General features: G+C 73.2%; 9 protein-coding genes, 1 tRNA gene and 1 other RNA gene. 6 read left to right on the top strand and 5 right to left on the bottom strand.

Annotation, left to right across the window (positions count from 1 at the left end):
- Positions 1–18 precede the first annotated feature (18 nt).
- The 6 genes from ffs (at position 19) to ACWD11_RS25995 (ending at position 8,987) form a co-directional block, all read left to right on the top strand.
- An RNA gene (gene ffs, locus ACWD11_RS26020) (signal recognition particle sRNA small type) lies at positions 19–117 on the top strand.
- 43 nt (positions 118–160) lie between these two features.
- Complete coding sequence (locus tag ACWD11_RS26015; protein ID WP_451285825.1) at positions 161–2,428, top strand: DNA polymerase III subunit gamma and tau; 2,268 nt, start codon at positions 161–163, stop codon at positions 2,426–2,428.
- A 140-nt stretch (positions 2,429–2,568) separates the two neighbouring features.
- Entirely contained in the window at positions 2,569–3,819 is a 1,251-nt protein-coding gene (purD, locus tag ACWD11_RS26010; RefSeq protein ID WP_451285823.1) for a phosphoribosylamine--glycine ligase, read from the top strand.
- 353 nt (positions 3,820–4,172) lie between these two features.
- On the top strand, positions 4,173–6,143 hold the full coding sequence (locus ACWD11_RS26005; RefSeq protein WP_451285821.1) for a hypothetical protein: 1,971 nt from the start codon (positions 4,173–4,175) through the stop codon (positions 6,141–6,143).
- Between the two features lie 241 nt (positions 6,144–6,384).
- Positions 6,385–7,944 (top strand): N,N-dimethylformamidase beta subunit family domain-containing protein, encoded by a 1,560-nt coding sequence (locus ACWD11_RS26000; RefSeq protein ID WP_451285819.1) that lies wholly within the window; start codon positions 6,385–6,387, stop codon positions 7,942–7,944.
- Between the two features lie 143 nt (positions 7,945–8,087).
- A complete protein-coding gene (locus tag ACWD11_RS25995; RefSeq protein ID WP_389416476.1) occupies positions 8,088–8,987 on the top strand; it encodes a phosphoribosylaminoimidazolesuccinocarboxamide synthase in 900 nt (299 codons plus the stop codon).
- Positions 8,988–9,039: 52 nt separating this feature from the next.
- On the opposite strand, the gene ACWD11_RS25990 is transcribed toward ACWD11_RS25995, so the two are convergent.
- The 5 genes from ACWD11_RS25990 to ACWD11_RS25970 form a co-directional block, all read right to left on the bottom strand.
- A tRNA-Gly gene (locus ACWD11_RS25990) sits at positions 9,040–9,112 on the bottom strand.
- Positions 9,113–9,135: 23 nt separating this feature from the next.
- Positions 9,136–9,750: a response regulator gene (locus tag ACWD11_RS25985; protein WP_389416475.1), complete on the bottom strand. Its 615-nt coding sequence runs from the start codon at positions 9,748–9,750 to the stop codon at positions 9,136–9,138.
- Positions 9,747–10,994, bottom strand: a complete 1,248-nt coding sequence (locus ACWD11_RS25980) for a sensor histidine kinase (RefSeq protein WP_451286008.1) — start codon at positions 10,992–10,994, stop codon at positions 9,747–9,749. The genes ACWD11_RS25985 and ACWD11_RS25980 overlap by 4 nt, the downstream gene beginning before the upstream one ends.
- Positions 10,976–11,758, bottom strand: coding sequence for an ABC transporter permease (locus ACWD11_RS25975; RefSeq protein WP_389416474.1), 783 nt, complete (start codon positions 11,756–11,758; stop codon positions 10,976–10,978). The genes ACWD11_RS25980 and ACWD11_RS25975 overlap by 19 nt, the downstream gene beginning before the upstream one ends.
- Entirely contained in the window at positions 11,755–12,705 is a 951-nt protein-coding gene (locus ACWD11_RS25970) for an ABC transporter ATP-binding protein (RefSeq protein ID WP_451285816.1), read from the bottom strand. The genes ACWD11_RS25975 and ACWD11_RS25970 overlap by 4 nt, the downstream gene beginning before the upstream one ends.
- Between the last annotated feature and the right edge of the window lie 60 nt (positions 12,706–12,765).

Below are 12,765 nucleotides of genomic sequence, written 5' to 3'. Positions count from 1 at the left end.
GACGTCGGGTACTCTGTGCGGAGCCCCTCACGCGGCGCTATCTGACTGAACTCCCCCAGGGCCGGAAGGCAGCAAGGGTAGGTTGGCTCTGGCGGGTGCGTGGGGGGCGCTTGCGTTCCCGTGGGCCGGGTTGTCAGTGGGCGCCTATAACCTCGTATGCGTGTCGTCTCTCGCGCTGTACCGCCGCTATCGCCCGGAGTCGTTCGCCGAGGTCATCGGGCAGGAGCATGTCACCGACCCGTTGCAGCAGGCGCTGCGGAACAACCGGGTCAATCACGCGTACCTGTTCAGCGGCCCGCGCGGATGCGGAAAGACGACCAGCGCCCGGATCCTCGCCCGCTGCCTGAACTGCGCGCAGGGTCCCACCCCCACCCCGTGCGGGGAGTGCCAGTCCTGCCAGGACCTGGCGAGGAACGGCCCGGGCTCCATCGACGTCATCGAGATCGACGCCGCCTCGCACGGCGGTGTGGACGACGCCCGTGAGCTGCGGGAAAAGGCCTTCTTCGGCCCCGCCTCCAGCCGGTACAAGATCTACATCATCGACGAGGCCCACATGGTCACGTCGGCCGGCTTCAACGCCCTGCTCAAGGTCGTCGAGGAGCCCCCGGAGCATCTGAAGTTCATCTTCGCCACCACCGAGCCCGAGAAGGTCATCGGGACGATCCGGTCGCGGACCCACCACTACCCCTTCCGGCTCGTGCCGCCGGGCACCCTCAGGGAGTACCTGGCCGAGGTCTGCGGGAGCGAGAACATCCCCGTAGAGGAAGGCGTCCTCCCGCTCGTCGTGCGCGCCGGCGGCGGATCCGTGCGTGACTCCATGTCCGTCATGGACCAGTTGCTCGCCGGGGCGCGGGAGGAGGGTGTGACGTATGCCATGGCCACCTCCCTCCTCGGCTACACCGACGGCTCGCTCCTCGACTCCGTCGTCGAGGCCTTCGCCACCGGCGACGGCGCCGCCGCCTTCGAGGTCGTCGACCGTGTCATCGAGGGCGGCAACGACCCCCGGCGCTTCGTCGCCGACCTGCTGGAGCGGCTGCGGGACCTCGTGATCCTCGCCGCCGTCCCGGACGCCGTGGACAAGGGGCTCATCGACGCCCCCGCGGATGTGCTGGAGCGCATGCAGGCCCAGGCCGGCACCTTCGGCGCCGCCGAGCTCAGCCGCGCCGCCGACCTCGTCAACGACGGCCTCACCGAGATGCGGGGCGCCACCTCGCCGCGACTCCAGCTCGAACTGATCTGCGCCCGCGTGATGCTCCCCGCCGCGTACGGGGACGAGCGCTCGGTCATGGCCCGGCTGGACCGGCTCGAGCGCGGCGTGAACTTCTCCGGGAGCGCCGTCGCTCCCGCGATGGGGTACGTCCCCGGACCCGAGGCCCACGCCCAGCAGCCCCCCGCGCAGGTGCAGGCCCAGGCCCCCGCGCAGGTCCAGGGGCCCGGTCACTCGGCCGCGGTTCCGCCCGTCGGCGGCCCGGCAGCGGCCCGCGCGGCGGTACGGGGAGGGGGAGCCCCGGCCCCACAGGCTCCGTCCGCCCCGCAGACCCCACCCGAGCCGTCCACCGAGCCCGCTCCGGCCCACCAGCCTCCGGCGGCCGCCGAGCCCACCCCGACCCCCGCTGCCCCGGCACCCGCCCCCGGCGCCTGGCCCACCGCCACCACCCTCGGCAGCGGCCGCCGCCCCGGCGGCTGGCCCACCACCACGCCCACCGCGACCCCGGCCACCACGCCCACCGCGGCCCCAAGCCCCCCTCCCGCACCCTCCGCTCCGAGCAACCCCGCACAGGCCCCTGCTCCCCAGCCCACCCCCGCCGCTCCCAGCACCGGCGGTGGCGGCGGCCTCGACCCCCGCACGCTCTGGCCGAACATCCTGGAGGCCGTCAAGAACCGCCGCCGCTTCACCTGGATCCTGCTCAGCCAGAACGCCCAGGTGACCGGCTTCGACGGCACCACCCTCCAGCTCGGTTTCGTCAACGCCGGTGCCCGCGACAACTTCACGACCAGCGGCAGCGAGGACGTCCTGCGCCAGGCGCTCGTGGAGCAGTTCGGCGTCCAGTGGAAGGTCGAGGCGATCGTCGACCCGTCCGGAGGCGGCGGCTCCGCCCCTCCGCAGGGCAGTTCCTCGGGCTACGGCGGAGGCGGCTACGGCGGCGGTGGTGCCGCGGCGACCCCCAGCCGCCCGGCACCTCCCCAGCCCACCCCCGCGCCCGCCTCCTCGGCCTCGGCACAGTCGGCCCCGTCGAGACCGACGCCCGCCGCCGCTCCCGTACCGCAGCCCTCCGCCCCGGAGCCCCCGCCCCGGCCCCCCGTGTCCATCGAGGACGACATCCCCGAGGACGACGACCCGGACCTCAACGAATCGGCCCTCTCCGGCTACGACCTGCTCGTCCGCGAGCTGGGCGCGACGGTGGTCGAGGAGTTCACGAACGAGTAGGTCGAGCACCCGCGAGCCGATCCTCTCCGTAGGACTTGGCGGGACTTGGCGGGACTTCGTAGGAACCCACAACCCCCGCTCCCGCCCTCCTTCAGCAGCCCGCACAAACCGGCCACCCCGGCTGCGGTTAGGCTGACCCCGTGAAGGTCCTCGTCATCGGCAGCGGCGCCCGCGAACACGCCCTGTGCCGCTCCCTGTCCCTCGACCCCGACGTCACCGCGCTGCACTGCGCCCCCGGCAACGCCGGCATCGCCGAGGTCGCCGAGCTGCACCAGGTCGACGCCCTGGACGGCGCCGCCGTCACGGCGCTGGCCATCCGGCTCGGTGCCGACCTGGTCGTGGTCGGCCCGGAGGCACCCCTGGTCGCCGGTGTCGCCGACGCCGTGCGCGAGGCGGGCATCCCGGTCTTCGGCCCCTCCGGGGAGGCCGCCCAGATCGAGGGTTCCAAGGCCTTCGCGAAGGACGTGATGGCGGCGGCCGGCGTCCCGACGGCCCGCTCCTACGTCTGCACGACGCCGGAGGAGGTCGACGAGGCCCTCGACGCCTTCGGCGCCCCTTATGTCGTCAAGGACGACGGTCTCGCCGCCGGCAAGGGCGTCGTCGTGACCGCCGACCTGGAGGCCGCGCGGGCGCACGCCAACTCCTGCGAGCGCGTGGTCATCGAGGAGTTCCTCGACGGCCCCGAGGTCTCCCTCTTCGCCATCACCGACGGCGAGACGGTCCTCCCGCTCCAGCCCGCCCAGGACTTCAAGCGGGCCCTCGACGGTGACGAGGGGCCGAACACCGGCGGCATGGGGGCGTACTCCCCGCTGCCGTGGGCCGACCCGAAGCTGGTCGAGGAGGTCCTGGAGAACGTTCTCCAGCCCACCGTCGACGAGATGCAGCGCCGCGGCACGCCGTTCTCCGGGCTGCTGTACGCCGGTCTCGCCATCACCTCGCGCGGAGTGCGGGTGATCGAGTTCAACGCCCGCTTCGGCGACCCGGAGACCCAGGTCGTACTGGCGCGTCTCAAGACGCCGCTCGCCGGGGTCCTGCTGGCCGCCGCCAAGGGCGAACTCGCCGTTCTGCCGCCGCTGCGCTGGAGCGCCGATGCCGCGGTCACCGTGGTCATCGCCTCGCACAACTACCCCGGCACCCCGCGCACCGGCGACCCGATCACCGGCCTCGACGAGGTCGCGGCGCAGGACGCCCCGCACGCCTACGTCCTGCACGCCGGTACCCGTACCGACGGCGACGCCGTGGTCAGCGCGGGCGGTCGCGTCCTGTCGGTCACGGCGACCGGCGAGGACCTGGCCGCGGCCCGGGAGCGCGCGTACCGGGCGGTGGCCCGCATCGGCCTGGACGGCTCCCAGCACCGCACGGACATCGCGGCGAAGGCGGCCGCCGAGTGAGCAAGGCCGAGTGAGCAAGGTCGAGTAAGCAAAGTCGAGTGAACAAAGGGGCCCGCAGGCCCTCCCGATGAACCCCGCAGGCCCCGGATCCGTCTCAGGAACTGGGGCCTGATCCTTGCTGTCCGTCATCCAGCTTTCCCCAGAGCCATTCCATCGAGTGACCGATGCCCCATCCGGCTGACGGAGGCCGGGCCCCCAACTATGGTGCGGCGCAAGCGTTCCGGCACTTGGCCCACCGGCATTGCGATGTCAGTGACGGGTGCCACAGTGGGGGAGTGACCAAAGCCAGGACAGGTGGGACAGGCAGCGCAGCCTTGACGGCCCGCGCATGGGGGAGGGGGTGAGGTCCGGTCGTGACCGGTATGGGTGTGGAGGCAGGCGCACAGGCCGCGCGTTCCCGGGCGCTGGCCGTGCTGCGGATCCGTAGCCGGGCAGTGGCGGTCGCGCTGCTGCCCGCGGCGGCCGCCGTGGTGCTGCTGGCCGGTGGCTCCACCGGCCACCTCGTGGGCTCCGGCTGGGATACGGCCCGCTGGGCCGTGAGCTGGGTCGCCGTGCTCGTACTGCTGGCGGCGGGCGGGATCGCACTGGTCGTGGCCCGCTCCCGGCCGGCCGTCAGTCCGACGGTCGCGATCGCGGAGGAGTCGGCCCCCGATCTGTACCGGATGGTGCGCGACCTGGCCGACCGCCTGGACGTGCCCGCGCCCTCCGCGATAGCGCTGACCCCGGACTGCGACAGCTGGCTGGAGGATCGCACCCACCCGGCCCACGGCCCGCCCCCGCGCGAGCACGGGGACGAGCTCACGAGCGGCCTGCGTGGCCCGCACCGCCGAGCCTCGGCGGCCCCGGTGCTGGTCATCGGATCGCCGTTCCTGTGGTGGATGCGGGTGGGCGAGCTGCGAGCCGTCCTCGCCCCGGTGGTGGCCGGTACGGGCCCCTCGGCGCACCCCGACATAGCCGCGGCCCGCCGTTTCGTACGGGGCCTGGACGCGGCGGTGGCAGTGGCGTCGGCCCCGAACCGCGGTCCTCTCTCGCGCGCGGTGCTGGCGGGCGTCGGCAAGGTGGCCCGCCTGCTGCTGAGCAGTTGCCGGGAGCACGCGGCGGAGATGGAGCGAGGGGTGGCCGCGGCGGCGGCGGAGCGTGCACAGGCTGTGGATTACGGACTGCGCATCGTCGCCCAGGAACAGGTGGGCCTGGCCTACGCGGGCTGGGACCGACTGCTGACCCGGGTGGCCCTCCCCGCCTGGCGGATGGGCCGCTGGCCGTCCCGCCTGGACGCGGGAGTGGTGGCCGCCCTCACGGAACTCTCCCGCCGGGACCGGCTGGCCGAGGGCTTCGCCTCCCGCCTGGGCGAACGCCCAGCGTGCGACCTCCTGGAGGAACCGGGCGCGGTGGACGAGGCGGCATCCTTGCTGGCCGCGCGGCTGTTCCACGGCGGCCCGGCGGAATCGGGCCCGGACTGGTCCCCGGTCGGCTGGCAGGAGTACCCGGAGGAGGTGGTCGACCGCAAATGGCGTACGGACGCGGCCCGCCTCCACCGAGTCCTCGACGCCCTCGGCGTCCGCCGCCCCAACCCCCGGACGGACGGCCCGACGCTGTCCCGCGTACTCGACCACTTGTCGACGCCGGAGGACCCTGCTCCGGCGCCGGATGAGCGAACCGCGCCGATGAACCCTGCGGCGGCGGAGGAACGAACCGCGCCGGAAGACCCGACACCTGCGTCGGCCCCCGCGTCGACCCCCCAGTCGCCCCCCACGCCGGAGGACCCGACCCCCGCGTCGGCCCCGCAGACGTCCCCCACACCCGAGGACGAGCCCGAGGCTGACGCGGAAGACCCCACCGACGCGGAAAACCCCACCGACACGGAAGACCCCACCGACACGGAAGACCCCACCGACACGGAAGACCCCACCGACACGGAAGACCCCACCGACACCGAGCGCTCCGCCGCCCTCGCCGCAGGCCTCACCGCCGAACTCGCCCGCGAGGAATCCGCGGTCCCGCCGAGCCCCGCCGCCCCCGCCCCCGACACCGCACTCTGGGACGACGGCACCCTGCCCCTCTTCCCGCTCCAGCCTCCGCGCTCCCCGCGGGAGCTGCTCGCGGACCACGTCACCGCGATGGTCTGCTGCGCCGCCATGGACACCGCGGGCGCCACCCCCGGCCTGGACTGGCTCGACGGCCCCACCCTCCTGGTCAACGGAGAACGCGCCGCCGACCTCACCCCCCGCGTCCTCAGCCTCATCGAGGAGGGCGACCCGGCCCCCTTGAAGGAATGGCTGATCGAATCCGGCATACGCCCGGAAAAGCCGGTACGCCTCGTCTGACGGCCCCCGAGCCCGCCAGCCCCGAGCCACAGCGCGCCCCTCAAGCGGAACTCCGCATTCCACTTTCGGCCAATTCGCAACGACTAGTGACAGCATGCGTGCGCAATGTGATGTGCTGGGACCGATCGCGCCCACGGCAAGGGCTTGCGACATACGACCGTCACGAAGACGCCACAGACCACACACACAGACGCACAGACCACACACACAGACCACGGGGGCAAGAGGGAGGGGAGCGACCATGGGGTCGGAGCAGATCCGCCGCTGGGAGTCGGGAGCACTTGCGCACGCCGTCACGGACCCCTTCGGCCAGGGCCCCGTCCCCTGGCTCCGTGGCACGGAGACGTACTTCGACGACACGGGCCAGGTGGTCCCCTGGTACGTGGACACGCCCCAGGACGCACCGGCCGCACCGGCCGCACCGGCCGCTCCGGCCCCCCCGGGCGCCTCGGGCGCCCCCCGCGTCCCCGCCCCCCGCACCACCTCCGGCACCCGCTCGCCCCGCCCCACCGAGGGCCCCCGCTCGGCGGACGACGTCCACCGCCAGATCAAGGGCTTCACCTCCACCGGCGCGGTCGCCCCGGGCGAGGCCGTCGACTTCCACATCACGGTCGACCCGCCCCAGCAGTTCAGCGTCGACGTCTACCGCATCGGCCACTACGGCGGAGACGGCGCCGCCAAGATCACCACCAGCCCTCGGCTGTCCGGCATCGTCCAGCCCCCGCCGCTGGCCGCCGACCGCACGGTCTCCTGCCACCACTGGTGGCTGTCCTGGCGGCTGCAGATCCCCTCGTACTGGAGCATCGGCGCCTATGTCGCGGTGCTCACCACCGCCGACGGCTACCGCTCCCACATCCCGTTCACCATCCGGGACAACCACCCGGCCGATCTGCTCCTGCTGCTGCCCGACGTCACCTGGCAGGCGTACAACCTCTACCCGGAGGACGGCCGCACCGGCGCCAGCCTGTACCACGCCTGGGACGAGCACGGCCGGCTGCTCGGCGAGTCGGACGCCGCGACGACCGTCTCCTTCGATCGCCCCTACGCCGGCGCCGGCCTCCCCCTGCACGTGGGCCACGCCTACGATTTCATCCGCTTCGCCGAGCGCTACGGCTACGACCTCGCCTACGCCGACGCCCGCGATCTGCACGCCGGACACATCGACTCCACCCGCTACCGTGGCCTGGTCTTCCCCGGCCACGACGAGTACTGGTCGACGCCCATGCGCCGCACGGTCGAGCGAGCCCGCGACCACGGCACCTCGCTGGTGTTCCTCTCCGCCAACACCATGTACTGGCAGGTGGAGCTGGGCCCGTCCCCGTCCGGCGTCCCCGACCGCCTGCTGACCTGCCGCAAACGCAAGGGCCCCGGCAAGCCGGTCCTGTGGCGCGAGATCGACCGCCCCGAGCAGCAGCTGATCGGCATCCAGTACGCGGGCCGGGTCCCCGAGCCCCACCCGCTGATCGTCCGGAACGCCGACCACTGGCTGTGGGACGCCACCGGCGCCCACGAGGGTGACGCGCTCGCCGGACTCGTCGCGGGCGAGGCCGACCGCTACTTCCCGCGCACCGCGCTGCCCGAGCACGAGGAGCGCATCCTGCTGGCGCACTCCCCGTACACCGACGGCGAGGGAGCCCTCCGCCACCAGGAGACGTCCCTGTACCGCGCCCCCTCCGGCGCCCTGGTGTTCGCCTCCGGCACCTTCGCCTGGTCGCCCGCCCTGGACCGCCCGGGCCATGTGGACCCCCGCGTCCAGCGCGCCACGGCCAACCTCCTGGACCGCATCTGCAAGCACGACTGACCCGGCCCGCAGGCCCCCACCGACCCCCGGTCCAAGGTCAGACCCCTCATACGGGACAATCGAGCCCTTGGCCCGCCCGTCTCCCACCCCACCCTGTTCGAGCCCTGCGGGCATCCCTTTGTTTTCAACCACGGGGAGGAACCGTGTCCGGATTTGTAGAAAAGCCCGAACCGATCGAGGTTCCGGGTTTGGTGCATCTGCACACCGGCAAGGTGCGCGACCTGTACCGGAACGAGGCGGGCGACCTCGTGATGGTCGCCAGCGACCGCTTGTCCGCGTACGACTGGGTGCTCCCGACCGAGATCCCCGACAAGGGCCGCGTCCTCACCCAGCTCTCCCTGTGGTGGTTCGACCAGCTCGCCGACCTGGTCCCCAACCACGTGCTGAGCACCGAACTCCCGCCGGGCGCTCCCGCCGACTGGGCGGGCCGCACCCTGGTCTGCAAGTCGCTGACGATGGTCCCCGTGGAGTGCGTGGCCCGCGGCTACCTCACCGGCTCCGGCCTGGCCGAGTACAACGACACCCGCACGGTCTGCGGCCTCGCCCTCCCCGAGGGCCTGGTCGACGGCAGTGAGCTGCCCGCCCCGATCTTCACCCCGGCCACCAAGGCCGAGGTCGGCGAGCACGACGAGAACGTCTCGTACGAGGAGGTCGCCCGCCAGGTCGGCGCCGACACCGCCGCCCGGCTGCGCCAGGCGACCCTCGCCGTCTACTCCCGCGGCCGGGACATCGCCCGCGAGCGCGGCATCATCCTCGCGGACACCAAGTTCGAGTTCGGCTTCGACGGGGACACCCTGGTCATCGCCGACGAGGTCCTCACCCCGGACTCCTCCCGCTTCTGGCCGGCGGACCGGTGGGAGCCGGGCCGCGCGCAGCCGTCGTACGACAAGCAGTACGTCCGTGACTGGCTGACCTCCGCGGAGTCCGGCTGGGACCGCAGGAGCGAGCAGCCGCCGCCGGCGCTGCCGCAGCAGGTGGTGGACGCCACCCGCGCCAAGTACGTGGAGGCGTACGAGCGTCTGACCGGCACGAGCTGGGCGTAGACGAGGCAAAAGAAGAGGCCCCCCGGCGAAAACCGGGGGGCCTCTCACAGAGAGCGGACGACGAGGCTCGAACTCGCGACCTCAACCTTGGCAAGGTTGCGCTCTACCAACTGAGCTACGTCCGCAGTGCGCCGTGGCGCGAGAGCAACTATACCCAACCCCGCTCGCGGGCGAGACGCACCGCCGTATGACGGTTCTCCGCCCCGAGCTTGGAGACGGCCGAGGAGAGATAGTTCCGCACGGTCCCCTGGGACAGCGCGGCCCGCTCCGCGATCTCCGCCACGGGCGCGCCGTCGGCGGCCAGTTCCAGCACCTCGGCCTCCCGCGCGGTCAGCGGCGAGTCCCCGGCGGAGATCGCGTCGGCGGCCAACTCGGGGTCCACATAGCGGTTTCCGGCACGGACCGTGCGGATGATCTCGGCGAGCCGCTGGGCGCTGACGGTCTTGGGGACGAACCCGCGCACACCCGCCGCAAGTGCCCGCTTGAGGTGCCCGGGGCGGCCATGGCTGGTCACGATCATGACCTGGCAGGACGGCAGTTCCGTCCGCAGGGATGTGGCGACCTTCACACCGTCGGCGCCGGGCATCTGCAGGTCGAGTACGGCCACGTCGGGCGCGTGGGCGCGGGCCATCGCGAGCGCCTCGGGACCGGACGCCGCCTCGGCGACGACCACCAGGTCGTCCTCCAGCGAGAGCAGCGCGGCCAGCGCGCCCCGGATCAGATGCTCGTCGTCGGCGAGCAGCACCCGCACCTTCTCGCTCACGCCGCCACCTCCTTCAACGGCACCTCGGCGACCACCCGGAACACGCCTCCCTCGGCCCCCGCCTCCAAGGTCCCCGCCACGGCGGCGAGCCGCTCGCGCAGCCCGGCCAGCCCCGAGCCGCCACCTTGCGGGACGGGACCGGCGACCCCGTCGTTCTCCACCGTCAGCACCACACACCCCTCGCGCACCCGCACGGACACCCCGCAGCGCTCCGCGTTCCCGTGCCGCAGCACATTCGTGGTGGCCTCCCGGACCACCCACCCGAGCGCCGACTGCACCTCGGCCGGCAGCCCCGCCACCGGCCCGCTCACCTCGCATGAGATCCCGGCCGCCGTCAACACCCCATGCGCACCGGCGAGTTCGGCCCCGAGGTCGGCCTCGCGATAGCCCCGTACGACATCGCGCACCTCGCGCTGCGACTCCCGCGCGATGCGCTGCACCTCGATCATCTGGTCCACGGCCTCCGGGCGTTCGCGCCGGGCGAGCTGGACGGCCAGCTCGCTCTTGAGGGCGATGACGGCCAGATTGCGGCCCATGACGTCGTGCAGGTCACGTCCGAACCGCAGCCGTTCCTCGGCGACGGCCAGCCGGGCGCGGGTCTCGCGGGCCTCGTCGAGTTCGTAGACGGCATCCAGCAGCCAGACGGAGAAGGCGGAGGTGAAGGCGATGAACCCGCCGCCGAGCAGCACCACCAGCGCGGTGACCAGGCCCTCCGCGGTGGGCAGTCCGAGCGGCCAGGTGACGGCCCAGGCGCCCGCGGCGAAGCCGCCGACGACGGCGAGCACCCGGCGGCGCTCCCGGACGCCGAGCGCGATGGTGCCCGCCCCGAAGGCGGTGACACCGGCGAAGACGGCACCCGCCGCGGTCTCGACGTCCTTGCCCTCGGGCCCGTGCTGGACGAGCGCGAGCGCGGCCACGGCGATCACCGCGGTGGCGGCGGCGAGCGTGCACATCAGCCGCACCGGCTGGTCCCGCCGCCCGCGCGTCCAGTCCAGGGCCCGGGATGCGGTCAGCATGGTGAGCGCCGCGTGTGAGCACACCACGAGCAGCAGCCAGCCGCCGACCGCGGTACCGGCCTGGCCGAAGGCGGCGAGACCGACGGAGAAGATCTCCGCCAGCCCGAAGAAGTGGAACGACCAGCGCGTGTACGTCTCGACCTTCGCGGGCGTGCTCTTGCCCCGCCACCATCCCCCCGCCACGCGCCACTCCCCGCTCTTCCCGTACGTCAGCGCCGCGGCTCCCAGCGGAACCACCGCCCTACAGCAAACACCGCGAGAGCGGTCCAGGCCAGCGCGGTGAGCAGGGCGCCCAGCGTCTCGTACGCCGACAGGGAGCCGGTCCAGCCGCCGCGCACCAGGGTGATCACGGGGCTGAGCGGCAGCAGGGCGCACACCGAGGCCATCGAGTCGGGCAGCAGCTCCAGCGGGACGGCGATCCCGGAGGCCACCATGGAGACCATCACCAGGGGCAGCGAGGTGACCTGCGCGCTCTCCACGGTCCGGGTGAAGGCGGCCGTCAGGGCAGCCAGCGCCGCACACATCACCAGGCCGAGCAGCAAGCCGGCGACAGCGAGGTGGAGCGCCTCGGGGGCGGCCACGTCCAGCAGGGCCGTGCAGCCGGCCACCAGGACCACGGCCTGCACCAGGCCGACGGCCAGCAGCGGCAGCGCGGCCCCGGTGAGGATCTCGTGGTCGCGCAGCTCGCCGGTGCGCAGCCGCTTCAGGACGAGTTCCTCGCGCCGGCCGACGAAGACGCCGATGAGCGCCGAGTACACCGCGAACAGCAGCGAGAAGCCGATCGCCCCCGGCAGCAGCACCTTCCCCACGTCGAGCCCGTGCTCGGCGAGATCCATGTCCTCCACCGCCGCCCGCACGGTGAACGGCAGCACCAGCGGCACGAACACGGCCGCCACGATCATGCCCTTGCTGCGCCCGAACAGGGTCAGCTCCGCCCGCGCCAGCGCCGCCACCCGCCGTGCCGGGGTCGACATCACCATCGGCTCGCTCATGCCGCGTACTCCTTCGACTCGGACGCCTCCCGGGCGATGCCCAGGAACGCCTCCTCCAGTGACGCCGACCGCACATCCAGCCGCCGCAGCTCCACCCCGGCCCGGTCGGCCCAGCCCAGCAGCCCGGTGGCGGCCCGCTGCAGCTGGTGGGTGCGCAGCCGTAGGACCCGGCCGTCCACCTCGTGCCCGGTCACGCCCAGCTCGTCCAGGGGCGGGAGGTCGCCCAGGAACCAGTTGTCCGGCAGCTCGAAGGAGATCCGGGCGGGCCGGCTCGCGGTCACCTCGGCCGGGGTGCCGGCCGCCGCGATGCGCCCCTCGTGCAGGATCGCCAGCCGGTCGGCGAGGCCTTCCGCCTCCTCCAGGTAGTGCGTGGTGAGCAGCACGGTCGTGCCCCGCTCGCGCAGGGTGCGCACCAGTTCCCAGGTGTCCCGGCGGCCCTCGGCGTCGAGTCCGGTGGTCGGCTCGTCGAGGAACAGCACCTCGGGGTCCCCGATCAGCGCGAGCGCCAGGTCCAGGCGCCGCCGCTCGCCCCCGGAGAGCTGCTTGACCCGCACCCCGGCCCGCCGACCGAGCCCGACCAGCGCCAGCACCTCGCCCTCCGGCCGCGCGCCGCTGACACACCCGGCCCACATCCGGGCGGTCTCGGCGACGGTCAGCTCGGACGGAAACCCGCCCTCCTGGAGCATGACCCCGATGCGCGGCCGGACGACGGCCCGCTCGGCGTAGGGATCGTGCCCGAGCACCCGGACGCGCCCCTCGGCGGGCTTGGCGAGCCCTTCCAGCAGTTCGACGGTGGAGGTCTTGCCCGCGCCATTGGTGCCGAGCAGCGCGAAGATCTCGCCGCGGGCCACCGAGAAGGTGATGCCGCGCACCGCCTCGAACCCGCCCCCGTACACACGCCGCAGGTCGGTGACCTCAATCACGTGTTCGCGTTCGTTCCTGTCCATGACTTCAGCGTCCCGGCGCCCGCGGCGGCCCGGCAGTGCGGGCTGTCATCACCCGGCATG

The organism is Streptomyces sp. NPDC002776, assembly GCF_053592195.1.
The sequence above is the reverse complement of the archived record's forward strand: the minus strand, read 5'-3'. Positions and strand labels throughout refer to the sequence as shown.